Source organism: Legionella rubrilucens, from assembly GCF_001468125.1.
GTDB classification, from domain to species: domain Bacteria; phylum Pseudomonadota; class Gammaproteobacteria; order Legionellales; family Legionellaceae; genus Legionella_C; species Legionella_C rubrilucens.
Genome location: NZ_LNYT01000022.1, coordinates 403475 through 429195, shown reverse-complemented (window position 1 = coordinate 429195; position 25721 = coordinate 403475). Strand labels below are relative to the sequence as shown.

The window sequence follows — 25721 nt, the reverse complement described above, 5'->3', positions numbered from 1 at the left end:
TATGGCTTATCAGTTTAATCCCCATCGTCACGTAAAAATTTGGCTTAGTAAAGATAAAGACACCTTTTTGAATCTCGAGAATCGTGTTCGCCTGGTCAGAATGAGGGATATTAATCCGAATGATGAAATCCATTTTGTTTATGATAGTCAGTTATTGTCTTCAAAAGCATTAAAGGAACTGGAATCCTTTTGCTCTCGATATAATATTATTGCCCATGATGTAAGAAACGAGGTGATCCCTCACTGTGAGACCCAGGAAGAGAAAAATCTGATTACAATTTATAACGATGAAATGTCTCATTTAAAGAAAGGCGGGAATCCAGCGGTGGGAAGTGATATTTTACGCTGGTTAAAACCTGTTTATGAACTGGGTACTTACACTGATTTTGATGTCCATGTGGACACTGGAAAACTTCCTGAGACAATTGCTGTTGAAAAACCTCTTTTGCTTAGTGTGGGCAGCTACGCTCTAAAAGGCGACATTGAGGCCATCTCCATCAATAACGACACGATAGCCGTCGTCGACAGTCAGGATGCGTTACCCCATATTCAAAAAATACAAAAGACTATTTATAAGGCCTGCTCTGAACAACCAAAGAGGGGTCAGGGTTTCATTGAAAACTATGTAGCGCACGTCAAAAGCACGTTAGCTTCCTTGTTTTCACCACTCTTAGCCGACATGCTTTTCGATCTGGATCCTAATTCTAAAACCCTGTCCACTTTAGCGAGTTTAAGTAAAGGAAAAACAGTCCTGGAAGTGCGTCAAGAAATTATAAGGATAACTGCCGATAATCTTAGTTTTAGCAACAGTGTTATGCCCTTTCATTTCTTTCTCTCAGATGAGGAAATTATTGCACAAGCGGCCAAACAGCAACGAGCAGCATTGAAAAAACAGCTGGGATGGATATCTTGGCTCCTCTTGCCTGGAAATCAATACAAACAAATTGAAACGCTTGCCTCAATACAGGATGATAATCAATTTTTAACCGCGGTGCGGGAGCAGACCCGGATGATTTTTCTGAAAAGTAGCGTTGTTTATACCTCGGGTCCCGGCGCATTACTCTCTGCGCTATTCGATCTTTACAATAAAAAGGATGCCGTTAATAAAGAAATTGCTCCTTTTTCTTTTTCTTTCTATGGATTGGATAAAGCCTTTATTTCGGAAAACAGTCTTCCGTTGCATGCCACTGCAAAAATGCTAGCCGCTAAAATGCAAAATACAGAAATAGGCAAATTAAACGATTTATCCTGGTTAGAAGAAGGTCAAAATGCCGTGGCCGTGCGCGAGCAAAAAATCAGAGAGACTCAGTCACACCTGCCTCAGGATTTTCATGACATGCACGAAAAAATAGAGGCTCATATTAAAAAAATAGAAACCGATTTGATCGGTTGTTTTGGCTTCTACCGTCACAAAGAAAGGCATGCAAAAATTGGGGCGCTCAAAAGCATTGCTGAAAAATTCAAGGGTCATTCATTTGATGCCGGGGCATTCAGAGCGGCAGTAACGAATTACCGCACGCAGGATGTTTCTGCAAGCCTTGGAAAAAGCAAAACGAAAGCACTGATTGACGAGTTAGAACGCCTGAGTCAGCGAGCCAACCATTATATGCTGACCGATAAGGATGAAAAAGTTCACATGGCGTCTCCCGCACTTAAACACTAATCACGCTATCCTGAACTATACTAAGAATGAATCCCTGCGGATTGAGTGGGAGAGTTATCATGTTGAATGAAATGAAAAAAATGGATTCCATTCTCAGGAACATTGAAGCATCCTCCGTTAGAGCAAGCCTGAATGGTGATGTGGGGGATTTTATTTCCACCCAGCAGCGCCTGAATAAATTAAATAGCGATTTCAGGTTGATGCTATTAAAATACCTGGAAGCAATGGAAAAAAGCGGGTTAATGCTTCCGCAGCGTTAATCCTTACGGAGCCCCTATGAATCAAACCGTGGCCGAAGAAGCGTTTGCGATTATTCAGCGATTTAACCATCTCAATGCGTCGCGTGCGCCTATGGTCGAATTCCTGACGATCATTGATGCGGAGCGCTTCGAAATTCGCTTGCGGGGCAGTGATATTCATTTTAAGGGCATTGCCGGGTTTGCTGATCATCAGATTGGGAAGCTGATTTATTTTGATCAGCATTTCGATTGTGAACTGGTGGGCAGTGAGCAGGAAGGCAATCAGGTCACCGTTCACACCAAAGGCGCCTGGCATGCCCGGCTTTGGCAATCGCCGGCGGCTTACAGCCAGCAATTGATTGCCGACATGACCCACACCTGGATTTTATCGCGTCAAAGCGCAGACGCACCGCTGTTAATCGTTTCCCATGTGTGTGAATCCTTTGCCTACCGTAAGGGCTATTCGCCTGTCGATAAAGCCGACGATTTTCACCTTCGACTCAAATGAATGCCGCAGGCTTAACCCCGCATTCAAATTACCGGCCTAACGTCTCGCTGAAAACAACGCTCATTTCATCATAAACGGCCGCACCACCATTGATGATGTTACGGAACGTATTATTCAAATCCTCGTGATTACGGCCCGTCATGTTTGAAAAGAAGCGATCCGCTGCATTCAGTAGATTGGAACCCGGCCGCCGACTTTGTCCCAGGTCATGAAGCACCTTCAGCAAGACAACATTTAATGCAACAGAGACGGCGAGACCAAAAGTAGAGTCGATGCAATAAAATGGAAGAACAATAAGATTAGCCGCCAAAAAGACTGTCCTGGTCTTCAGCGCTTTCTCTTCAAGGGATTGTCTGACTTCATTACGCATAATAACTCCTTTTTTATAAGACGATTACAGAGTAATCAGTGTACCGACAATTTACAATATTTAGAACAATCTGGCCTTATGAACAACTGATCGTACACTATAAGGCACTGTCTATACTTTAATAAACAGGAAGGCACCGCCATGGACAGAGTTGAACGCAAAATCAACGAAGCGATTACCCATCGCCATCGTGTCCTCTTTCATTACGGCGGGCATTCGCGTTGCGCAGAGCCTCATCATTTTGGGCTCCTCAACGGCTTAAAACAACTGCATGCTTATCAGGTTTCAAATGGCAGCGCCAGCGGCCATCTTCCGCAATGGCGCAACTTCAGGTTGTCGGAAATAAAAAATCTGGTGGTTACCGAGAGCTCCTTTAACCCGCGCAGTGATCATCATCCGGACAACGCTCATTACAGCCGGATTTTTAATACCGTTACCCCCCTAAAGAGTAATTGATGCCTGGGAATCGTCTCGGTCACGAGTAGGCAGGCGGGCAGATTCTTCTTCCTGAGGGTGTAACTGTTCCTGATTCAAGTGATCATTAATTCGGGTTAAATAGTGCGTCAGCGGTTTGGGTCGTGACATGTTTAAAGCCAGAATTAACGATTTAATTAACTCGCCCTCGGGGGTTTTAAAGCAATCCTGATTAAAATTGTATTTGTTTTTCCAATCGATGTAATGCCCTTTGACAGAGACAGGTAACTTACCGGTCGTTAACTGATAAAGGGTATTGGCGAGGGTTTGCCGTTGCAGGCGCTCGAGATTGATTAATTTGCCTTCGAATACGGACGATTGATAATACGCTTTGGACGTGTTGGTTTTTGCAGAGGGCATTTTGCCTTCATGAGACATCAGCAAGCCTTTGACATCGCTTATCACAAGCTCGCCCTGACTATCGAGAAGGACATTGCTGGGCTTAAGATCAGTATACCAGACGCCATGCCTGTTTAATTCCAGATAAAATTCAAGGAACTTCCGCGCATAAAGCAACACCATGGTCTCTTTGTGAGGAGAATTCTTCTTGTGGTCGTTCAGTTGTTTGAACAATTCTTCAATACTCCCCTGAGAATAATAATGGCCAAATTCAATGTACGTTTTCTCCTGAAAATCATTGGCCACAAAATGCATCAGCAACGGTTGAGGGACCTGGGACATGCCGCTGACCTGCTCCCGCGCCTGTTTTGGCGATATCCCCCGTTCTTCATCCTGACTGTCCACCCGAACCAACCGTATGATGAATTGCTGATCCTTATTGAGCGTCACAAGCAGAATGGGGTTGTTGCCGCCTCCCAAAGACGTCACTTTATAACTCGAATCAATCGCCATCAGCCGATCCTGAACCAAGCCTTTAAAACTGCCTTTGCTGGTGTATTTACTGTATAAACTACCAAGATCCATCTGTTTGGCTATTTTTTTAACCTTTTTTTCAAGTTGACGGTGTTTGACCAAGTCGATAATCTGATGGTGGGTTTTGTAGAGGGGGTGAGCAAGAAACCAATTTTTAATAACGGTATCGGCCTCGCCTTTGCTCATGATCCTGCGATGCAGAGCTTCCAGTTTGCCGTAATAATAGGGTAATCGTTCAGGGTCGCTATTTTTGCTGTGATTCATCTTCTTGAGAATATCATTCAGAAGTACAATCTGTTTTCTTTTTTGGCTAAGCAAGCCGCCTTCGACAGGGAGTAAGTCAAACATAAGTTCACCATCCATGAGAATCTTATGTTTAAACTATAGACAAAAAATAGATCTATTTGTTGCAATTTTGATCTAATTGATATTTTTTATGCGGTTCCTGACAATAACGCTGCCAGAAAGTCGCTTTCCGGCAGCGCGATAGGTCACGGAGTCTGGATCTGCTCTTTGATGTAGATACCCGCAGGCTTTAAGTTGCTGTCAACCCAGGCACCACTGGCGCAGGTATTGGTCTTCCAAATGGCTCCTGAGCGAAAATCATCGGAATAGTTCCAATTCGTCCAGCCAATTTTTTTGGCCGCCATCAACGCCATGTAGCGATTGGACATATCAAAATCATTGGCCCCGTCGCCGGTAAAGGTTTGTGTACCAAACTCAGTCACAAAAATGGGCAGGACCTGTGACGCATTATCGAGTGCCGTCAGGTAATTATCGCGATGGGACGCCGCATAAAAGTGGAAGGAATACATGATATTGGGAAACTGTACCGGATTATTGACTATTTCCTGGTACGAGCCGCCCTCCGATACCCCTAAAGAACTCCAGGCGCGCGTGCCGACAATGATAGGGGCTTTGGCGTCAATTGCTCGAATAACTGGAATAATTTCATTGGCATAGCTTTTAATCGTACTCCAGCTCACCCCATTGGGCTCATTGGCAATTTCATAAAGAAGATTGTTTTTATTTTTATGGGCCGTGGCAATGGCAGTAAAGAAGGTTTTGGCGCGGGCCAGGTTATAGTTCGGATCACCCGGGTTTAATATATGCCAATCCACAATGACATAAATTCCGCGGTCATACGCTTCATCAATCAGTTGACTGACCTGATTGGTGAATTGCGTCGGGTTGGTTTCATACCCCCCTTCCTGAACATACAGCGAAACCCTGACGGCGTTGGCTTTCATCTGATCAGTGAGGTAGTCCAGCGACGCTGGCGTAACGCAGTTTGCATACCACTGCAGACCGTGCGTACTCATGCCCTTCAGTTGAATGGGTGCCCCGTGCTCATTACAAAGCTTCGTCCCGCAGACCGTCAGCTGGCCATTGGCGCCAACGGGTGTACTGGCATTAATCGGCGTCAAAGTGATGGTTTCAATGGCATTGGCGGTCGCAGTCAGGGGTTGCGGTGAAAAATGAATGGTATACCCGGGTACGGCATCGGCCGACAGCGTGTAAATGACCCCATCCGTTAAATTCATGACCGCAGAACCGCTGCCATTGCTTAAATCAATGACGGTCGACAGCACTTCAGACCCATTATTGGGCGTGAGATAAACCGTTAACGCGGCCAGGGTAGCCGGTGCGCCGCTGACATTCATAGTGACGGTGTCTTCTGTAACGCGAAGACACTGATACGTCAATTGGGTAGCCGGCGTGCTCGACGCACTGGCGGTCACACTCGCTGGTTGGAATCCCGGCGTGCAGCGATAACCATTGTATTCAATCAACGCGGTCGAGAACGTATAAGCCGCCCCCTCTCTTAAGTTTGAGACGGTGGTGGACGCATTCCAGTTTAACGCGTGAGTCACGGATTGTCCGGTTTGATTTTGCGTGATCAGCGCGGTGGGATTGCCGCTATACCCTGACAACTCGGCAGGCAGGGCCTGCAGTTGAATGGCCAGTTTTCCATTGGGTTGCACCCGCGCGTAACTCACCGACGCATGGACGGACTGATTCGCGGCCAAAGTCAGGGTACTTGGAACAACAGTTCCCTGGTAAACGTCGCCATTGCTGGCGGTTATGGTTTCGGCTGCCAGTGAATAATTGCCAGCCGCTAATCCGGATAAGGTTTTGGGTGAAGACCAGGGCAGTTGGATGCTATTGACGATCTGGCCGTTCATCGACAAGTGAACCAAGGCATAATTTTGCAACACATTCGCGGGTTTTTCCGAGGTATTCGTTAAAATCAGGGTGCCGGATTCCACCACAGACCCGGTGTACACATTAACGCTGCCTTCAACATGATCGTCACTGCTGACGCCATAATTGATTTGAAAATCACTTCCTGCCGGCAATTTCGAGTTGGCGCCGGGATAAGAAGGAAAATGCAGGGTCAGCGTTGCCAGAAACTGCCCATCCGTCTGAGGCTGGGAGCTGATCGTCAGTGCATTATCAGGGTAAGATAAGGGTGAAAATTCGCCCCAAAACGTTGTGGTCAACGGCGTTGTACTTTTAAAGGTAATCGTTGAATTCTGAAAATCCACCGCCTGATTGCACTGGTTGGTTAATTTCAAATTCACCGTTTTCCAATGCTGGTTCCCTTGCGCACTGAATTGTGACGTTATGCAGGCGGTGGGTTGTGCGGGGGCAATAGTGACCGGTTGTGCGGCAGTGGCTTGCGTCACGGCCAGGAATGGGATTAAACCCAATAGAGGATATTTCATGAATGTTGCTTCCTTTTAATCAATCTTCGGGAAAACTACAACATGAAAAAATCCGTCTTGCGAATTTTTTCAGGCCTAAAATAGCCTAAAAAAACAAGGATGTAAAATAAGGAAGGGAGGGGGCTGTCTTTTTTTGCCCAATCCGGAGGCGGCATAAGCACCGCCTCCCCGGATTGTCAACTCGTTACTGCTCTTTCGCTGCGTATTCTTCCGAATAGGTTTTAGCCAGCTCTTTAGCCTTCTGCAACTGTTCAGGCGTTAAGTTCTTTTCCAAATCGTCACGATTTTTAGTCGCGTCGGCAAACTTATTATTGACCGCTGCGCTGAACCAGGCATAGGCTTCCACCGGATCCGCTGCAACGCCAATGCCATCACGATAAAACACGCCCAAGCGGTTTTGGGCTCGACCATATCCCTGACGCGCTGCCTTGGAAATCCAATCCACCGCTGTGGCTATATTCTTTTCAACTCCATCGCCATAAAAATACATGTCGCCAATGTCATATTGGGCAGTGGCATTGCCCTGATCGGCGCTTTTCTGATACCAATAAGCCGCTTTCTTCAAATCCACGCCGCCGTATTTACCCGTGTCGTAAATATTACCCAGTTCCAATTGTGATTTGGCGTGCCCTTTCTCAGCCGCCTTGCTTAAATACTCAAAGGCTTTATTCATGTCTTTCGGTACACCGTCACCGTATTCATAGATGGTACCGAGGTTGAATTGTGCGCTGGTATTCCCCAGATCAGCGGCCTTGGTATACCATTTGACCGCCTCAGGGATGCTCTTGCTTACACCGGTACCCATGTCATACATGTAACCAATGGACATCATGGCGTCGGCATTGCCTTTGGCAGCCGCTTTTTGATACCACATCATCGCCGTGTCATAATTTTTTGCCACCCCGGCGCCAAAGTTGTACATGTAACCGATGGCATATTCGGCACTGGAGTTGCCTTGCGCGGCTGCTTTTTCATACCAGCTCAACGCCTTGGTGTAGCCTTCCGGTGTTTTTTGATACCAATAAAAGTCTGCCAGTAAAACCTGAGCATCAACATTGCCCTGGTTGGCGGATGCCAGCAGCCATTGTTCCGTTTTTTCCGCGCTGTAGGGAACGCCCTGGGCGTGATAATACATGGACCCAAGAAGGTATTGAGCCTTGGCATCGCCTTTTGCCGCTTCCTCAGAAAGAAGCATGTAGGCTTTGTCATAACGTTGTTGATTATAGGCTTCCTCGCCCTCAGCGGTGGTTGCAAACACAGGATAACTGCTCATTAACGCGGCAAGAGAAACAACTAAAAGGCTCTTTTTCATCTCCATGATATGACCTTATTTAAATGGTTTCAGCTTACTAATTTATAGATAATGTTTGGAAATTTTGCCAATAATCAATGAAATAAAAACGGCGGTTAGGAAGGGCTAATCGGTATTGGGATTAAAGGTTTCAAAATCACCCTCGGCTAATGAATTGTAATTGTCCACCTGTTCACCAGGAGAAGGGTTCTCTTTCGGTTGCTCCACTACGACATCCTGTTTTTCCTGGCGGGCATTCTGATGTTTTTTTTTCCATTCCTGCAATGACTCTTTATTTAAACCGGCCATGACTGTTATCTTCTGGGAAACTTATTCAAAGCTTAGTCAGAAATGTGCAATTCTGCTTCAAACTCCCGGCTAATCAGGCTACCATTACCTTATTCTTTTAAATGACGTGACGCGTATGGCTCAGAATCTTATCGACAGGCTGTTAAACCATGCAGATACCGCGCTGCGCACCCTTTGTCCGCCGCCACAGCGGGTATGCAGCCGACCCATACCGAATGAGGGCGTCGTGAATGCAGTCCCTTTAACCGACAAGGAAAAACAGCACGTGGCCGGCTTGATGCGGGTTAACCATGCCGGTGAAGTCTGCGCTCAGGGCCTGTATCAAGGGCAGGCGATCACAGCACGCTTAACGGAAGTCCGTCAGCAAATGGAACAGGCCGCTGCCGAAGAAGTGGATCATCTGGCCTGGTGCGAAAGTCGTCTTCTGGAATTAAACAGCCGGCCCAGCGTACTCAATCCCTTGTGGTATCTGGGTTCTCTGTGCATCGGCGCCCTGGCGGGGCTGGCTGGGGATAAATGGAGCTTAGGCTTTGTGGCCGAAACGGAGCGTCAGGTGGGCGCTCATCTGCAGAATCACCTCGCTAACCTGCCGGCCGCCGATTTACAATCCAAAGCCATCCTTCAACAGATGCACGAGGAGGAAAGCCATCATGCGGCCATGGCCGAAGCAGCAGGCGCAGCCGCATTGCCTCCTCCCATTCAGGCCATGATGTCGGCTGTATCCAAATTAATGACTAAAACGAGCTATTACCTGTGAGTCTCTTTAACCTGTTTCTCATTCTTGTCGGCCTGGCGCTGGTCCTGCTCAACGGCTTTTTTGTAGCCGCGGAATTCGGCATGGTCAAACTGCGTAATACCCGGGTGGCGGCCCTGGTGGATGAATACCCTATCCGCGGCAAAATTCTCGCCAAAGTCCATGAGCAGCTTGATGCCTACCTCTCTGCCTGCCAATTGGGCATTACCTTAGCCTCCCTGGGATTAGGCTGGATAGGAGAGCCTGCTTTTTCAAGGCTTTTGACCCCTTTGCTGCATGCCATGGGATTCATGAGCAGTACCGTCATTGAATTCATCAGTTTTATTTTTGCTTTTTCCCTGATTTCTTTTCTCCACATCGTGGTTGGCGAGCTCATGCCCAAATCGCTGGCAATCCGTCAAAGCGAACAGATTTCCCTGTGGACTGCCGTACCGCTTTATGGTTTTTACTGGCTGATGTATCCCATCATCTGGATTTTAAACTCCTGTTCTAATTTTTTATTGAAGTTACTCGATCTGGATGTTATTCACCCCAGTGAACAGGCCTATTCCAATGATGAAATCAAGTTAATTCTGCGCTCAAGCCAGATTCATGGCGAATTAACCCCTCAGGCCAGCAGTATCCTTGCCCATACGCTTGAACTGGCTGACTTGCAGGCCATGGATGTCATGCGATCATCCGATGACATCGTCATGATTCATACCCCCATCAGCAAACGTCAACTGGTTGAAACCATCACCCGCACGCGCTTCAGCCGATACCCCGTTTACGATCACAAGAAAAAGCAGATTATCGGGTTGTTGCACGTAAAAGACATCCAGATGCTTCTGGAAAACCATCAGAGTGACGACACGCTGCCTTTGCAGGACGTGATTCGTCCGATTCCCAAGGTATCCTATCGCTTGCCTGCTCTGGCATTGCTCAGGCAATTTCAGAGAGAAATCCCTCATTTTGCACTGGTTTATGGCCGCCAGAAAAACATTATCGGCTTCATTACCCTCGATAATCTACTGCATTTGGTCATTGGCGTGATTAAAGATGAATTTCATAAAACGCAGGATGCCTGGATTCAACATGGCGATGGCTCCCTGACGGTGAAAGGCGATTGCCCTCTTTACGCACTGGAGAGAGCCCTGGATATTGAAATCATCCTGAACAACGAGGAAGAAGAGGAAGTGTCCACCATTGCCGGTTTGATTCTCTATAAGCTTGGCTCACTGCCCAAAGAAGGGCAGACGGTTCAATTTACAGATTTTTCCGCTACTATAGAGAGCATTCAGGGTGCACGCATTACTCAGATCCGCATTGTTCCCCGCAAAAATGAATTTGAGGATACTGTCGATAAGGAATAAGGATAACCTATGGCCACCGGCACTTTCTTTATCCTTCTTGTGATTGCCATTGCCTTTGTTTTTGATTTTATCAATGGCTTTCATGATGCCGCCAACTCCATTGCCACCATCGTCACCACGGGGGTGTTAACGCCCAAAATAGCGGTGCTCTGGGCTGCGTTTTTTAATTTCATTGCCTTTTTGGTCTTTAGTCTGTCGGTGGCCAAAACCATAGGCAGCGGTCTCGTAAATCCTGATTTGGTGGATCCGCGGTTAATTTTCGCTGCTTTAATGGGTGCCATTTTCTGGAATTTAGCCACCTGGTATTATGGTCTCCCCTCCAGCTCCTCCCATGCCTTAATTGGCGGGTTAGCCGGTGCTGCGGTGGCTAAAGCGGGTTTTTCAGCCCTGATACCCGCCGGGTTTATCAAGGTCGTGGCGGGAATTTTCATTTCACCGCTTGTCGGCATGCTGATTGGTTATTGGTTAACCTTAGGCCTGACGCGGTTGGCCAAACGCCGTCCCGGAGAGCGGACGGAGCGCCTGTTTAAACGATTTCAACTCGCTTCCTCGGCATTACTCAGTTTGACCCACGGCGGCAACGATGCCCAAAAGACCATGGGGATTATTGCCATCCTGCTTTATTCAGCCTCCTGGCTTAAAGGAGACCTTTATGTGCCTTTCTGGGTGGTCATTTCGTGCCATACCGTCATTGCACTGGGCACGTTAGCGGGGGGATGGCGCATTGTCTACACCATGGGTAAAAAAATAACGGAACTTACGACTCTTCGCGGCTGTGCCGCTGAAACCGGGGCCGCGGCCATGATTTTTGCCGCGACCGAACTGGGAGTACCGATTTCCACAACACACACAGTCACAGGTGCCATCGCGGGTGTCGGCCTCGTCAATGGACCGAGCCTCACGCATTGGCCGGTTTTAAGGCGCATTTTTTTGGCGTGGTTACTGACCATTCCTGCCGCCGGCATCGTGGCTGCGGGCATGATGTTAACTATCCAGTAAAATAATGAATCATGCCACGCGTCAATCCGATGAGCGCTAAGGCATACAATAGCGTGCCGGTGTAGGCTAACACGAGAAAAAGGCCATCCTGCTCGGCAATTCCCAAGCCAAACAGGATGATTAGCATGGCAAAAATAAAATTGCTGAAAGGGATGGGCAGCAATAATAAAATGCTTAACAAAAGCAGAACCACCCCATGCATCCTCTCCATAACGGGTGTAGAAAAGAAGGTCAGACGCGGCTTCAGCAAGCGTTCAACGTACATTAAATAGGGTCGGGTTTTAGTCACCACATCGAGCAGGGTACCGCGCTGAATGCTGCGATCAGCCAATTGCCTGGGTAACCACAGGCTTCGGCGGCCTATCAGTAAATGAATGGCGATAAACAGGATGGGCAAGCCAAAAAGAAAGGAGATACCGGGAATGGCCGAGACAGGCAGGGCGCTGGGCAGAGCAAACAAAATCATTATGAGGCCAAAAGCCTGATCACCCAATTCCCTGACCAAATCCCCAAAACGAAGACGGCTCTCCTTGTCATGTTTCATCGCAATGTTTTTAAGCAGATGGGAAATGGATCGTTTTCTGCTTTTCCTTAACTCTTTTTTGTTCAAAAGCAACTCCTGACCTCATGGTTTTTCCTGCTTCACGGGATTTAAGCGGCTGGCAAATTGACTGTAACTAAAGTAAATCACAATCCCCACCAGCATCCAGATTAAAAACCGCAACTGGGTCACCCAGGGAAGATTGATGATGAGATAAGCGCAGCTCACGATGCCAAGAATAGGAACCACCGGCATCCAGGGTGTCTTAAATGGCCGCGGCATCTCAGGATGAGTATAGCGCAGAATAATAACACCAAGGCAGACAATGACAAAGGCAAACAGGGTGCCGATGTTTACCAGTTCCGCCAAATCGGAAATCGGAATCAGGGCGGAAACCAGTGCCATCACGCTCCCGCACAGCAGTACGATGCGAATCGGCGTTTTGGTAACCGGGTGCGTTTGGGCAAAATACGGGGGCAGCAGGCCGTCCCGCGCCATGGCAAAAAACACCCGGGTTAATCCATAAAACAACACCAGCATGACCGTGGTCAACCCGGCGATTGCGCCCACACCAATAAGCCCTGCCGCCACGTTGTAATTCAGCATGATAAGCGCATGGCTGATTGGCGAAGACACATTCAACGTACTGTAATGGGCTATCCCTGTCAGCAGGGCCGCCACAATCATATAAAGAATCGTACAGATAATTAATGAGCCGAGAATACCGCGCGGCAAATCACGCTGCGGATTGATCGCTTCCTCTGCCGCCGTCGAAACGGCATCAAAACCAATGTAGGCGAAAAAAATCAGGGCCGCACCGCTCATCACACCTGTCCAGCCAAAGGGCATGAATGGCGACCAATTGGCGGAATTCACATTCATGCTGGCAATAATGATGAACAGGAGGATAACGGTGAGTTTAATAAAAACCATCACATTATTGGTCCGGGAACTCGACTTCACCCCCAAAATCAACAAGGCTGTTAAAAACAGAATAATGCCCAAAGCCAAGACGTTGAGCCATCCGTCATTTAAAGGCCCATGCAAAAGAGAGGGCGGCAAATCCAGTTTTACTATTTTAAGCATGTCATTAAAATAGCCGCTGAAGCCCACGGAGACAGCAGAGACTGAAATGGAGTATTCAAGAATAAGATCCCATCCGACAATCCAGGCTATCAATTCACCAAAACCAGCATAGGCATACCCATACGCACTGCCGCAACCGCCAATCGACGCCGCAAGCTCCGCATAAGAGAGCGCTGAAAAAGCACAGGCAAAACCGGCTACTACGTAAGAAAGAATAATCGCAGGCCCGGCATGCGTTGCTGCAACGATGCCGGTCAGCACAAAAATCCCTGCACCGATGATTGCTCCGACGCCGAGAAACATCAGGTCAAACGCTGTCAGGCATTGAGCCAGACGAGGTGCCCCATTGACCGATTCATGTATGGCTTTTTTGCGAAACAAGTCCATGTTAGTATGCTCTTTGTGCCGTTTGAATGTTGAAAGCAATAAGTGATCCAATCTCGCTTATTGCCTTAGTCAGTTGTTAAATACGGAAACACAGAAATTAATGAAAAATTCATCACTCATTTTTGTCTTCTCTTTCCTATTGATGTGGCAACCGGTCTATGCCAATGAGACCACCCCCTGCGCCAGCAAGCCCTGGTTGTTAAGAAAGATGTGTTTACGACTTCATCAGATCTGGTATGAAGGCAGTAATGAACTGTACTTGCCTTTTTATGCCTGGCATAACCGATTCATGTATACGGAAGAAAAGCTGCGCACAACCCATTACAATGAAAATGCCTGGGGTGGCGGTATGGGCAAAGGCTTTTACGATGAAGACGGCGATTGGCACGGCCTCTACGCCATGGCCTTTCTGGATTCCCACAAGCATGTGCAACCGGTGGCGGGTTATGCTTTTTTAAAAACCCTGCAACTGTCCCCCAACGCCAGAATCGGCGGCGGCTATTCCGTGCTGGTCACCATGCGCCCGGATATTTTTGACGGCTACCCTTTTCCCGGTGCAGCACCCTGGATAGGCCTGACCTACAAGCAGGTGTCGCTGTCTGCAGCCTACGTCCCCGGCGGCACGAATATTGGCAATGTGCTCTTTGTTTTTGCACGACTGACCTTTGACAAGGCCTGAAAATTTATTTTTCTGATGTCTTGCATCTTCTCACTCCCCTTGCTACGCTGACCCGGCATTTTTGCAACCTAAAGGAGAGTCTTACATGAAGTTTACAGCCAAACTTGCTGCCTTTGCGAGCGCTTTATTTTTGGCCGGCGCCACCTGGGCTGCCAGTCAAAACCAGGAGTCCTGCCCTGACGTTGGTGCGATTAAAAGCGAAGGGTTAAGCATGGCTCAGGTCATCATGTCCAACACCTACCTGACTTACCACATCAGTCAATACAATACTGATAACACCTGGGTATTTGGTATTGGCCCTGTCCAGGCAAGTGATGAAGAACAGGCCCTGGAAGAAGGCAATACCCTGCTTTATCATTTATCTGGCCGTCCTTCTCCGGAAGATGGTGGTGAAGGGTTTAGTTATTGCATTTATGATCTGGGTTCAGATGATATCCAGGCCTTTGCACTGCGCGCCGCCGACATGAAATCCATTCACCAGCTTAAAAAATTCCTGCACAAATAAGTCAAGACGGGCATGGACTCAAGCCTCCATGCCCATTGGAGTCCATAGTGGTCACACGTTGCGGATGGTGTAAACAGGATCCCCTGTACACCGCTTATCATGATGAGGAGTGGGGCGTTCCCGTCCGAAACCCTCAAAAATTGTTTGAAATGCTTGTCCTGGAAAGCATGCAGGCCGGACTGAGCTGGATTACAATTCTTAGAAAGCGGGACGCCATGCGTCAAGCCTTTATGCAATTCTCGCCCCAGCGTTTAGCCCAGGCATCGGATTCTGACCTTGCAGCCATGCTCTTAAATCCCGAAATCATTCGTAACCGATTAAAGATTCAATCAGTACGTACCAATGCCCAGGCATTTTTACGCATCGCGGACAGGGAAAGTGTCGTGGCTTACTTCTGGCAATTTACCGATGGACTGGTAAAAAAAAATCAGTGGGGGGCCTTAAGCCAGATTCCAGCAGTAACCGACGAGTCGACCCGCATGGCCAAACAACTCAAAAAAGACGGCTTTGCCTTCATGGGACCAACCACCTGCTATGCCTTTATGCAGGCCGTGGGTATGGTCAATGATCATATAACCGACTGTTTTCGCTGGTCAGCCTGTTAATACAAAGTGGAGCTTTTGGGCAGTCTGTGCTAACTTTTTAAGAAAAGAAAGCAAGGACTTCCGGATGAAAACCTTTATTGAACAAGCTCGCTTTTACGCACAATACCACCAAAAAACAGCGACTTTTTATACTCATATCATTGGTGTTCCACTCATTATCCTGTCGCTGATGATCCTGCTTGGATTTGTAAGATTGGTCATTCCACCCAATGTGTTGAACATCAGTTTTGCTGACATCGCCACCCTGCTGTTATGGATTTATTACATGCGTCTGAATTGGCGTCTGGGTCTGCTTATTCTCCCGGTTCTTGTGATTCTACTCTGGATTGCAAACCTGATTACTTATGCCGGGCTTACCAGTGGCGCGTTCTGGACCTTCGTGGTCCTGTTCGTGTTGGGTTGGCTGTTGCAATTGGCCGGGCATTTCATTGAAGGCCGCCGTCCCGCTTTAATCGATAATTTCTATCAGGCTCTGGTAGCGCCATTGTATTTAACCGCCGAAGTCTGCTTTATGGCCGGCTACATGCAGCCCTTAAAGCAGGCGATGCACGGCGCTTCTGATACGACCGATCGTACCGAGATAGTCACCAAAGATCCTGAATAAACCGAATCCTGAAATTCCCCGTCCTGACCTCAAAGCCGCCGGTGGTCAGGACGCCGCGTAAGGACAATTTGATTCTTTACGGATTACAATAGTCACAATAAGTCGGCTCAGCCTCCAAAAGGCCATCTTTTCGCCCTTTAAATTCCTGATAATCGCACTGCACACAGGCCCAAATTTCGTGCTTGTAAAACGAGGTGGATGCCTCACAGAGACGACAGGGAAGGGAGCCCTGTGTTGTCTTGAAACCAAACCCGGGAGTATGGCACTCTGGACATAAGGTCGCAATCCTTTGCGCCAGTTTATCCGCCAGCTCGCCAAGCACCTCCATGCGGGTGGGATTCATCATGGCCCTCATGTCCGTGCCTAAAAGCAATTCATTTTCGTTTTGGAAGCCACGCTTCAGAGCAGCATGCAAGCAATCCAGATCGCGAATGCCTTTAGCCAGAACCCCTTTATCCGAACCCGCCTGCAAGGTCAGGGCATGAGAGGGGAAACCGGTTCGTTTAAGGAAGGCATTCACATCGGTGGTCTTCTGGATGGTCATCATCGCATAGTTGGTTTTTTGACTTATCAAGTGCTCGGCAATGACTAAGCCCGGCTCTCTATCAATAAACACCATCCATTCCTGCGCGCTGGCAACAAAAGGGATGACCGGATGAGGTCCGAAACTGCCTTCGCTCGCCACAGCCAACCGATACCCATACTGCGCTGCTGCCGTTTCAGCCTTAAGCAGGCCCGTTTCATAGGGGCTTAAGCGGCGCTCAACCTCACCGGTGAATGTACCGAATTGATCCGTATTAAAATCATGGATGGCCAGCGTGCAGGACAACCGCTCTGAAAAGGGCTTGGCAATCGCCCGCTCTTTTTCATGCATGGAGGCCAGAAGCACGGATTGATGCTCATACAGCATTTTTTTCTTCCCCTTGCCTGAATGGCGCAGGCCTCGCAGTCTGAGTATCTCTTAATAAAGTCCAATGCCCCTGAGGGTTAAGCTGATAGGGTAATTCGCTGGCTGGATCAATGACCAGCAGATGCACCCATTGGTTAAAGAAAAGATTTTTTAACCGTTCATGCCTGGCAATGATCGGCAACACCCTTTCTCTGGGCGCATAAACCACCGTGAGCAACCGTTGGAGTTGATGATACGGCTGTTCATCGCTGCTCATCACCGATTGCAGGGGGAGACCATGCATTAAATCGCTGCCATTGCCCTGCATGACGCCCACTCGTCCAACGACATTGTGCGTAATCTTACTGCCGCTTCCGAAGGTCACATTATCCAGCGTGGAAAACAAATACTGCGTGTTTATCCATTCAGCAACCACCATAGGGGCGGTTAAAATCGTCTCCAGCAAAGTCCCGTCTTCATCCTCCTGCCACGGATAGGAATGGAGAAAACAGCGCCCGTCCAGGGGAATGTTCCTGGTCAATTGACGCGGTGCGGCAATAAATGCAGCGTTTCGTGCCAGCCCCCATTCAGGACGTGTTTCAGACCAGTCCAGGCTTCTGCGGATAGCATCCTGATGCGGTTTTTTGCTCCCTAAGGCCAGTCCACGTTCTTGACTGGTTTTAAACTGAGCCTCCCTTAAGTCATCCTGAAGTTGCTTTAAAAGCGCTGGGTAAATCGGCGCAGGGACATCCTGATGCTGGATTTCAACCGCATCCGTGGTGGTATTGTGAAGCGCTGCATAAACAAGGGTGTCCAGGGGCAGGTGGATGCCGCGATCTTCCAACCCCCATCGCACTTTGGGCTGATTGAGAATGGTGGCTAATAGTTGCGCATTGAAGCCGCCATGATTGCCGCCACAGGCCCCGCAGTCCAACGCCGAGGCATAGGGATTATTCTCAGTCGCACCCCCATGGCCGCAGAGAATAATCAGTTTGGCAAAATTCGAAGTCAGTCCCATGAGACGCAAGGCTGTTTCGGCATAATTAATCTGCTCGTGCAGGGACAGGCCATGTTGCCAATCGGCATCATTCGATTCATAGGTGACCCGGGTGGGCAGGGAAGGAGCAAACCAATGCTTCATGGTTTGAACTGCACGCTGGCTTAGATGAGGCGCCAGGGACTTAAACGCCAGGCTGACACCGCACCAGGGGCCTAAACACTCAGCCAAAGCAAAAGGAGATGAAATATTATGCTTCAACTGCGTGTAGAGGTTCCTTAAACGGCGGATAAACGATTTCCCCCTCTGCGAACGCTTTAACGTTTTTTCATTGGCCGCGATGGGCATTTCTTTAATCGCAAACCGGGGCTCTAATAAAACCGGACAACAGGCTTTGGTCTTGCCGGTTTCAAATTCACTGACACGCACAGGGATTCCAAAAAATCCTGCAAAACCAAATGTTTCATAGTGTTCTGATGCCTCAATGGCGCGACGGAGAGGCTCTGAGCGGACATCGATACAAAACACCCATTGCGCGTTTTTTCTTGCCGTTTTGATTGCTGTTGTTTTTAATTGCGGCAAAAGCCGGTTAAGCAGTGTCTGGCGATAGGCCGCTTCATTGGCTTTCAATGGCCCGACAACGGCTTTCATCGACTCGTTGTCCTGCAGATGGGTTTGTTCTTTAGCCGCAAAAGGCCACAGTAAACAGGTAAGCACCAGGCGAACAGCAAGAAAATCAATCAGGGTCGCAGGTTTTTCTGATTCCGTGACGCCGCCCCATTCGGCATGCCGTTTCACAAACCCGCCCCATCCCGGCAGGGCAAGAAACGTTTGCGAAAAAAAGACCTCTTCCTGACCTGCAGGCACCCCAAGCCTTAACAGACAGATTTTAATTGCTTCCTCAGCCGACTCTGGCAATTCTCGAAGAAAATGCTTTGATTCCTTCTTATTCTGGTGCAGTTGTTTATCAAAGCAGGCTAATTTTAAAAATGCGGTATAAAAACCACGTGCCCGATGCGGCATTTCTATACGGCTTTGCCCTTCATCAAAAAAGCCGCTACACCACTTTATCATTTGCCGGTTTACCGCCAAAAGCGAAGCAGGCCCTGCTTTTGGGGATTGCCATTGCCTTAAGGTCAGTGCCTCCTCAAAATCAAGCGATTCATAGCCCTGAAGCGGATTACAGGCAATAAAGGTTTCAAGCGGCCACACGGGCGCCAGCACCTCAGCCGCTTTTTCCACCAGCGCTCGAATATCAAGCGTCTTGTTGAATGATTGAAAAGGAAGAACCGCCTGTCGCTCGTCCCATTCCTGATGTTGTGCCAAAGCCATTTTTGCAGTGGTCATCTTTACTCCTCAATGCGTTTAGTAGCTGTAATCGGTCCGCAATGCCGTCACCGTCTTTGCAGAAGGCTGACTGGCATTAAATACCGTCATATAAAGCCAGCAACCCAACCTTGTTACGCCTAATTTCTCAGCAAGGCCCCCATTCAATCCAACCCACAAGGCCCCAAACAGGATCATGATGGTCCAATGCAACCACGACAGCGGCAGCGTCTGAATTGCCATCAGGCTGGGAAGCAGCTGCTCGATACCACGAATGCTGACGCCATATAAAAGCCCAGCCAAAGCCGCCGCGACTAACCCGGTAACCCGATTTCCCCGGCTTTTAGGATGACTAATCCAGGTCAACATCAATTGGGCGCCGGCGATGAAGGCAAAAAACAGCACAAAAGCAGACGCTTGCGTCCAGGACATGGTTTTATGAGTCATCAGGGCAAAGGCGCAGACGGCGGTTAGCCCGCCGAAAACAGACGAAAGAAGAGAAATAAAAGACGGTCTTGGGGTGTTATTCTCTGGTGGGGCTTGCGCAATCGCTGCACCCGAACCTAAAAAAAGAGAGGCTTTAAATAAACCATGCCAACACAGGTGGGCGATGGCTGCAGCATACAACCCCAGTCCGCATTGCATCATCATAAAACCCATTTGCGCCATGGTTGAACAGGCCAGCATTTTTTTAATGTCATGCTGCATCAGTTTAAAGAGGGTGCCTAACAAAGCCGACAATGCCCCCAATACAAATAAACCGGTTAACAGTGCAGAATGCCGAGCCATTATTGGCGCCAATTTGACCATGAGTATCCCCCCGCCATTGACAAGGCCTGCGTGCATGAATGCAGAAACAGGGGTTGGGGAGTTCAAGGAGCTGAGAAGCCAGCGATGGAACGGGAATAATGCGGACTGAATCAGCACAGCAACCAAAAGAAAACTTATCGACACCTGCATCAACGGCAAGTCAGGCCATTGGGGTTGCTCTGTGAGGGCCTGAAGGGAGCCCGTTAAACCGCTTAAATATAACAACACAAAGGCTATGAGCAATGCTAACGAACCGCAAGCCAGTGTATAAAATGCCAGAATTCCGGCATTTTTTGCTGCACGCCATTCCTTTTTATGCACCATCAATAACACCAACAGCCCATTGGAAACAGCCCAGGACACCCAAAGCAGGACAAGGTGGTCTGCAAAAACCATCAAAAGCAGACTTAAGGTCAGGGAGGACATCAGCATAAAAAAACGCCTGTAAAGCCTGTCTCCCTGCATGTACCGGAATGAAAAGCGATGCACGGCAAAACTGATGAACAAAACCAGACTGCCTAACAAGGCATTTAACGTATCCATGTTAATCCAGAAGCAGAGGACAGACTGCTGAAACAGGGATAAATAACACAGCAATCCAACGGCGGCTAAAAACCCCGCACCCATCAAATAACCCGCATACTGCGCACTAATCTTGGGACGAGCCGCAAAAACCAGGTGAAGACCAAGGGCCATCAGTGGACAACCTAATAGCAGGCTTAAAAAAAGAAGAGTCATCAAAATCACCATTATCATTAGAATTTCTTTTGTTAAAACAAAAAATATTAGATATACTGATATAAGTAAAATTAAAAATTATTATTTACGGTATTAGGAATTCTAATGTCTCTGGATACAGTCACCCTGCAATGCTTTCTCGCTGTGGCGGAAACACACAGTTTTACCAAAGCGGCATTGCGCGTTGGCCGAACACAATCCGCCATTAGTCAGCAAATTGCCAAGCTCGAACAGTTGGTAGAGAAGCAACTCATCACCCGGGGGCGTGAACTGTCGTTAACCCCCGATGGTGAACTTTTTTTAGGCTATGCCAAACGCATTTATGAACTTCACCGCGAATCGCTCGATCGTTTCAAGGCGCCTGAGCTTCAGGGCGAGCTTCGTTTTGGATTACCCGAAGATTTTGCCTCCATGATGCTTTCAGACATCCTGGTCGAATTTTCAAGACTCCACCCCCGCGTCATGCTTAATGTGGAATGCGATTTAACGCTTCGTCTGGTTGAACGCTTTCATCAGAGCGAGTTTGATTTGATTTTGATAAAAACCAATGAAAAAAACACGGCAACAACAGGAGTGAATGTATGGAATGAACCGGTTGAATGGGTAGGAAAAAAAGATCTACTCCCAACCCTTAATCATCAATCCATCATTCCCTTAGTCCTCTCCCCATCCCCTTGCGTTTATCGTGGCAATGTTATCCAATCCTTGAATCAACGCCATTTGAAATGGCGTTTGGCTTTCAGCAGTCCCAGTTATGCAGGTAAAATGGCTGCTGTTCGGGCAGGATTGGGCATTACAGCGATCCAGCGCAGCATGATTCCAAATGATCTGGATCGATTGGATAATGCTGTTTTACCCCCGTTGGATGACATTCATGTCTCACTATTAAAAAGGGAAGAAGGAAACAAAGCCATTGAATCGTTAGAGTTCTTTATTATGGATAAATTGAAACATTAGGCGAAGGTAAGTTATCCAATGAGTAGAAAGGGTATGAATTCCATTACGGAAGTATTGGACAAGGCGACGATTGCTTCCATCGTCATGATCAGCGTATTGGTGAGCTTACTGACCTTAAGCATACCCATCGCCGCTCAGACATTAATCAACCTCATCGCCTTTGGCAAATTACTCCAGCCGGTGGTGACGCTAAGCCTTATCGTCCTGGTGTTAATGCTTGCCCTGGGGGCATTAACTATTTGGCAGAGTGTCATCATTGAAGTCATTCAGCAGAAATTGATGGTCAAAATCAGCCTGAATCTCACCCGTCAGTTTACTCATCTCTCACTGACGAATTTCTCCGTTCATCACGGGCCGGAACTGGTCAACCGCTTTTTCGAGATAGTCACCATCAATAAAGCACTGGCCAGTCTTTTACTGTACGGGGTCAATCTCAGCCTGCAGTTGTTTTTTGGACTGGTCCTGCTCCTGTTTTACCATCCGCTTTTTCTGGTGTTTGATGGTTTTATCATTCTGAGCATCCTGCTTATCGTTTTCATTCCCTATCGCAAGGGACTGGAGAGTGCCAAGGAAGAGTGTGCGCAGAAACACCAGGTGGGTGCCTGGTTAGAGGAACTGCTCACCAATCGCTTTTTATTCCGCTTTAACGATTACCATCAATACGCCGTTCATCAGGCGGATAAACGCCTGGTATCCTTTTTAAAAGCGCGTAACACCCATTTTAAGCAGCTGATTAAACATCAGTTCGGTTTCTACCTTCTTTCCGCTTTTGCCAGTAGTCTGTTGTTAGGCATGGGCGGGTATTTAATTATCAATAACCAATTAAGTTTAGGGCAGTTGGTTGCCGCCGAGATTGTCCTTGGGGCACTAATCTACACCTTCAAACGTTTTAGTGTCTTACTGCAAAATTACTATGACCTGGTGGCCTCTGAAGATAAAATTGATACCGTATTAAATCTGCCCTGCGAAACGATCAAAACAGAGCTCAGTGAACTGATTATCCCCATGCAAAGCCTCACCTTGATTACTCAAGATCAAAAAGAAGCGTCAAGCCGCATGGGAGACCCGCTTGTCATTGGTGTGGATGAATCAAAACCCGGCCAATACATTGCGGAATTAATTCTGGGATTTAAAAACAGCCTCCCAATAACCATTCTGGTCAATAATATCCTCTGTCTGGAAGAACAACGACGTTCTCTCCGGGAGCATGCCTTGTTAATTCGGGACAATGAATGGTTTGCCGGCAGCATTTATGACAACCTCCGGCTGAACCACCCTTCTTTTTCCACCGAGCAACTCAAAGAGCTGTTAATCGCCTTCGGACTCATGGATAAAATCATGCGGCAGCCTCATGGCTTAAAAAGCATTATTTTTGATTGGGAGGGAGTATTTACCCCACTTGAGCTCGTTCAACTCATGGCCATTCGAGCAATGCTGGCAAAGCCTCAGCTTCTTATCATTGATGGCGCCCTGGATAAGCTAAACAGAAAAGACATCGAACCCCTCCTGGCACAGTTAGCCGCGATGAATGAAACCATTCTGATTATCATTACGTGTTACCCTGAGCTTATTCCGCTTGCTAACCGCCTGGTGCTCTCATGAAGTTACATGCTGACAAAATGATTGGTAAATTACCAAACCCTCGCAAAATTGCCAGGGTTATTTTTTTAATCCTGCTGATGCTGTTTTTGTTTTTAAGCTTCACTCCCTGGCAACAATTCGCCTTAGGAAGCGGCAAAGTGATTGCCTTCTCACCCACTGAACGTCCCCACACGGTCAATTCACCCATCAACGGCCGAATAAAAAAATGGTATGTTGATGAGGGTATGCGTGTTAATCCTGGCGATCCGCTGGTGGATATTAATGACAATGATCCGCAATTACTGAAACGTCTGGAACTGGAGAAAAAGGCTATCATGCTTCGCATAGAGGCCGCAGAGAAAGCGTTACTGGCCGGCGAAGCGAACCTCAAACGGCAAAAAAACCTCTATGAGCAAGGGATTAATTCCAAACGCCAGTACGAGCTCGCGCAAATTGAATACACCAAATACCAGAACGACTTGGCACAGGCCAATATTGATAAAGTCACTATTGATGTTCGCATTGCAAGGCAGGAATCCCAGCTCATCAAAGCCCATGTCAAAGGCATTGTTTTTAAACGGTTAACCGGGCAGGAGAGCGTGGTTGTCAAGGAAGGGGACATATTGGCCCAGATTATTCCGGAAACAGAATCTCGAGCGGTGGAACTATGGATTGACGGCAATGACATTCCCTTTGTCCACTTACATCAGAAAGCGCGGTTACAATTTGAAGGATGGCCTGCCATTCAATTCAGGGGATGGCCTCAGATTGCCGTGGGTACTTTTGGAGGAAAGGTGGCCTTCATTGATCCCACGGACAATGGACTAGGCCTTTTTCGCGCGGTGATCGTGCCTGATGAGCCATGGCCTTCACCGCAATTCCTAAGGCAAGGGGTCCGCGTTCATGGCTGGGTTCAATTAGGGGAAGTCCCGCTGTGGTATGAATTATGGCGCCAGTTTAATGGCTTTCCGCCAGAAAGCATAGCCGGGAAGAACAACCCATGATCTTTAAAAATCATGTTTTACTGGCCTTGGCAGGACTGAGCGTCTTTCTGATTTCCCACGGCTCCCATGCTTTGCAGAAACCCCACATGCTTCATTTGGTTGACGTGCTGCAAAGCATTGATCACCATTACCCGCAGGTGAAAATTGCTCGTCTCGACATCGCAAAAGCACAGGGCGAGTTTATCAAAGCCAAGGGTCAGTTTGATCCTGAACTTGAAGCCACTACCCGCTCTCAGCCCGCTGGCGGCTACATCAATAATTATGGCGATACGCAATTTACTGTGCCTACCCTTTATCATGGCGTCAAGCTTTTTGCGGGCTACCGTAAGGGAGAAGGGGACTGGCCCATTTACTACAAAAATTATTTGACCAACTCAGGCGGTGAATACCGGGCAGGATTATCACTGCCTTTGCTTCGTGATCGGTTAATTGATAAGCAGCGCACGGCGTTACTTTCTTCCGCTGAATTGATTCTCATGAAACAACAGGACGCTGAAGCCATAAGAATAAAAATCTACCAGGAAGCCATCCAGGCGTACTGGCAATGGGTAGAGGCAGGGCTGCAATTAAAGACATTTGAACAACTGCTGCACCTGGCAAAACAACGCCAGCATGCCATTCTGCAGCAGGCACACCAGGGCGATTTGCCCACGCTGGCTATCAGTGAAAATCAACAGCAGATAATCCAAAGGGAGCAACTGCTCAACCAGGGCCGAATGCTATTCGAACAGGCCAGCGTGAATCTGTCGCTTTATTATCGCAATGACAAGGGTAAACCAATCATTCCAAGCAAATACGCAGTACCCTCGTTGGCCCAGGCCTCTATTCCCCAGACTAAAAGTCCCGTGCCGCTTCACGAACATCCTGAGCTTAAAAAGCTCACTAATTACACCCATATCATCCAATTAAAGCGTGATTTGGCAAGAAACGCGTTATTACCGCAGCTGGATGCTACCGCCTATACGTTCAAGCAAAACGGCACAGGAGGAGACCCTTTATTGATTCCCCAGGCCGCCATGGTCGGCGTCTCCTTTAAATTTCCCTTGTTGCAAAGGCAGGCTAAGGGCGATTTAATTCAGGCGGAAAGTGAGTTACGCCAGATTCGAGTCGCAAAACGTTTTTTTTATGACCAGCTGCACAATGATTATTTAAACATGCGCATTGGCATCCAGCGGGGGATTCGACAAATCAATCTTTTAATCCGGGAGTTAAGGCTGGCACAAAAGGTCCAATATGGCGAAACCAAAAAATTTTATGAGGGTGACAGCACGCTTTTTTTAGTTAATCAACGGGAACAAACAACCACACAAATAGCCCTCAATACCCTGCATGCGCAAGCGATTGTTGAGGAATTAAAGGCAAAAGTGCGCTTTTTTGCTACTGCACACATGACGCCCTGCGCCTGCAGGCCGTGTAAGCAGACTACCGGCACAGGGGATAAATAGCCTATT

General features: G+C 47.9%; 25 protein-coding genes. 15 read left to right on the top strand and 10 right to left on the bottom strand.

Annotation, left to right across the window (positions count from 1 at the left end; translation table 11 throughout):
* The first annotated feature begins 1 nt into the window (after window position 1).
* From Lrub_RS13720 to Lrub_RS13710, 3 genes are read left to right on the top strand one after another with little or no spacing between them, the layout of a single operon-like run.
* Entirely contained in the window at window positions 2–1663 is a 1662-nt protein-coding gene (locus tag Lrub_RS13720; protein ID WP_058532663.1) for a glycosyltransferase family 88 protein, read from the top strand.
* 59 nt (window positions 1664–1722) lie between these two features.
* Window positions 1723–1923, top strand: coding sequence for a hypothetical protein (locus tag Lrub_RS13715; RefSeq protein ID WP_058532662.1), 201 nt, complete (start codon window positions 1723–1725; stop codon window positions 1921–1923).
* 16 nt (window positions 1924–1939) lie between these two features.
* Window positions 1940–2410, top strand: coding sequence for a hypothetical protein (locus tag Lrub_RS13710; protein WP_058532661.1), 471 nt, complete (start codon window positions 1940–1942; stop codon window positions 2408–2410).
* Window positions 2411–2438: 28 nt separating this feature from the next.
* On the opposite strand, the gene Lrub_RS13705 is transcribed toward Lrub_RS13710, so the two are convergent.
* Entirely contained in the window at window positions 2439–2780 is a 342-nt protein-coding gene (locus Lrub_RS13705) for a hypothetical protein (RefSeq protein ID WP_058532660.1), read from the bottom strand.
* 141 nt (window positions 2781–2921) lie between these two features.
* Between Lrub_RS13705 and Lrub_RS13700 the strand changes: the two genes are divergently transcribed.
* On the top strand, window positions 2922–3236 hold the full coding sequence (locus tag Lrub_RS13700) for a WYL domain-containing protein (RefSeq protein ID WP_058532659.1): 315 nt from the start codon (window positions 2922–2924) through the stop codon (window positions 3234–3236).
* Here Lrub_RS13700 and Lrub_RS13695 read toward each other — a convergent pair.
* The 4 genes from Lrub_RS13695 to Lrub_RS13680 form a co-directional block, all read right to left on the bottom strand.
* Entirely contained in the window at window positions 3222–4475 is a 1254-nt protein-coding gene (locus tag Lrub_RS13695) for a protein kinase family protein (protein ID WP_058532658.1), read from the bottom strand. The two genes, Lrub_RS13700 and Lrub_RS13695, sit on opposite strands and share 15 nt — an antisense overlap.
* A gap of 143 nt (window positions 4476–4618) precedes the next feature.
* The gene (locus tag Lrub_RS15025) at window positions 4619–6856 is read right to left on the bottom strand and encodes a glycoside hydrolase family 5 protein (protein WP_065235774.1); all 2238 of its coding nucleotides are present in this window, start codon (window positions 6854–6856) and stop codon (window positions 4619–4621) included.
* A 184-nt stretch (window positions 6857–7040) separates the two neighbouring features.
* Complete coding sequence (locus Lrub_RS13685) at window positions 7041–8174, bottom strand: tetratricopeptide repeat protein (RefSeq protein ID WP_058532657.1); 1134 nt, start codon at window positions 8172–8174, stop codon at window positions 7041–7043.
* A gap of 99 nt (window positions 8175–8273) precedes the next feature.
* Window positions 8274–8456, bottom strand: a complete 183-nt coding sequence (locus Lrub_RS13680; RefSeq protein ID WP_058532656.1) for a hypothetical protein — start codon at window positions 8454–8456, stop codon at window positions 8274–8276.
* A 115-nt stretch (window positions 8457–8571) separates the two neighbouring features.
* On the opposite strand from Lrub_RS13680, the gene coq7 reads away from it, so the two are divergent.
* Genes coq7 through Lrub_RS13665 form a run of 3 tightly spaced genes read left to right on the top strand, consistent with a single transcriptional unit; the run spans window position 8572 to window position 11561 of the window.
* Window positions 8572–9213, top strand: a complete 642-nt coding sequence (coq7, locus tag Lrub_RS13675; protein WP_058532655.1) for a 2-polyprenyl-3-methyl-6-methoxy-1,4-benzoquinone monooxygenase — start codon at window positions 8572–8574, stop codon at window positions 9211–9213.
* Window positions 9210–10562, top strand: a complete 1353-nt coding sequence (locus Lrub_RS13670; protein ID WP_058532654.1) for a hemolysin family protein — start codon at window positions 9210–9212, stop codon at window positions 10560–10562. The genes coq7 and Lrub_RS13670 overlap by 4 nt, the downstream gene beginning before the upstream one ends.
* A gap of 9 nt (window positions 10563–10571) precedes the next feature.
* Window positions 10572–11561, top strand: coding sequence for an inorganic phosphate transporter (locus Lrub_RS13665; RefSeq protein WP_058532653.1), 990 nt, complete (start codon window positions 10572–10574; stop codon window positions 11559–11561).
* On the opposite strand, the gene Lrub_RS13660 is transcribed toward Lrub_RS13665, so the two are convergent.
* Window positions 11551–12171 carry an exopolysaccharide biosynthesis protein gene (locus Lrub_RS13660; RefSeq protein ID WP_133134099.1) on the bottom strand — a complete coding sequence of 207 codons (621 nt, stop codon included), beginning with the start codon at window positions 12169–12171 and terminating at the stop codon, window positions 11551–11553. The two genes, Lrub_RS13665 and Lrub_RS13660, sit on opposite strands and share 11 nt — an antisense overlap.
* Before the next feature lie 15 nt (window positions 12172–12186).
* Window positions 12187–13575 carry an amino acid permease gene (locus Lrub_RS13655; protein WP_058532652.1) on the bottom strand — a complete coding sequence of 463 codons (1389 nt, stop codon included), beginning with the start codon at window positions 13573–13575 and terminating at the stop codon, window positions 12187–12189.
* 100 nt (window positions 13576–13675) lie between these two features.
* Here Lrub_RS13655 and pagP point away from each other — a divergent pair, with 100 nt between their 5' ends.
* The 4 genes from pagP (at window position 13676) to Lrub_RS13635 (ending at window position 15968) form a co-directional block, all read left to right on the top strand.
* Window positions 13676–14254: a lipid IV(A) palmitoyltransferase PagP gene (gene pagP / locus Lrub_RS13650; RefSeq protein WP_082651520.1), complete on the top strand. Its 579-nt coding sequence runs from the start codon at window positions 13676–13678 to the stop codon at window positions 14252–14254.
* Window positions 14255–14339: 85 nt separating this feature from the next.
* A complete protein-coding gene (locus Lrub_RS13645; protein ID WP_058532651.1) occupies window positions 14340–14759 on the top strand; it encodes a DUF4949 domain-containing protein in 420 nt (139 codons plus the stop codon).
* A 47-nt stretch (window positions 14760–14806) separates the two neighbouring features.
* Window positions 14807–15364 carry a DNA-3-methyladenine glycosylase I gene (locus Lrub_RS13640; protein ID WP_133134098.1) on the top strand — a complete coding sequence of 186 codons (558 nt, stop codon included), beginning with the start codon at window positions 14807–14809 and terminating at the stop codon, window positions 15362–15364.
* Between the two features lie 64 nt (window positions 15365–15428).
* Entirely contained in the window at window positions 15429–15968 is a 540-nt protein-coding gene (locus Lrub_RS13635) for an Mpo1 family 2-hydroxy fatty acid dioxygenase (RefSeq protein ID WP_058532649.1), read from the top strand.
* 76 nt (window positions 15969–16044) lie between these two features.
* Here the strand turns inward: Lrub_RS13635 and Lrub_RS13630 are convergent, their stop codons facing one another.
* From Lrub_RS13630 to Lrub_RS13620, 3 genes are read right to left on the bottom strand one after another with little or no spacing between them, the layout of a single operon-like run.
* Window positions 16045–16878 (bottom strand): DUF6671 family protein, encoded by an 834-nt coding sequence (locus tag Lrub_RS13630; RefSeq protein WP_058532648.1) that lies wholly within the window; start codon window positions 16876–16878, stop codon window positions 16045–16047.
* Window positions 16868–19201 (bottom strand): DUF2309 domain-containing protein, encoded by a 2334-nt coding sequence (locus Lrub_RS13625; RefSeq protein WP_058532647.1) that lies wholly within the window; start codon window positions 19199–19201, stop codon window positions 16868–16870. Before Lrub_RS13625 ends, Lrub_RS13630 begins: the two co-directional genes overlap by 11 nt.
* Before the next feature lie 18 nt (window positions 19202–19219).
* A complete protein-coding gene (locus tag Lrub_RS13620) occupies window positions 19220–20728 on the bottom strand; it encodes a proton-conducting transporter transmembrane domain-containing protein (protein WP_058532811.1) in 1509 nt (502 codons plus the stop codon).
* A gap of 105 nt (window positions 20729–20833) precedes the next feature.
* Here Lrub_RS13620 and Lrub_RS13615 point away from each other — a divergent pair, with 105 nt between their 5' ends.
* The 4 genes from Lrub_RS13615 to Lrub_RS13600 are packed head-to-tail and all read left to right on the top strand — an operon-like array spanning window position 20834 to window position 25715.
* Window positions 20834–21685 carry a LysR substrate-binding domain-containing protein gene (locus Lrub_RS13615; RefSeq protein ID WP_058532646.1) on the top strand — a complete coding sequence of 284 codons (852 nt, stop codon included), beginning with the start codon at window positions 20834–20836 and terminating at the stop codon, window positions 21683–21685.
* An 18-nt stretch (window positions 21686–21703) separates the two neighbouring features.
* Entirely contained in the window at window positions 21704–23287 is a 1584-nt protein-coding gene (locus Lrub_RS13610) for an ABC transporter transmembrane domain-containing protein (protein ID WP_193392361.1), read from the top strand.
* Window positions 23284–24270 carry an HlyD family secretion protein gene (locus tag Lrub_RS13605; RefSeq protein ID WP_058532644.1) on the top strand — a complete coding sequence of 329 codons (987 nt, stop codon included), beginning with the start codon at window positions 23284–23286 and terminating at the stop codon, window positions 24268–24270. Before Lrub_RS13610 ends, Lrub_RS13605 begins: the two co-directional genes overlap by 4 nt.
* Window positions 24267–25715 (top strand): TolC family protein, encoded by a 1449-nt coding sequence (locus Lrub_RS13600; RefSeq protein WP_058532643.1) that lies wholly within the window; start codon window positions 24267–24269, stop codon window positions 25713–25715. The genes Lrub_RS13605 and Lrub_RS13600 overlap by 4 nt, the downstream gene beginning before the upstream one ends.
* The last annotated feature ends 6 nt before the right edge of the window (window positions 25716–25721 follow it).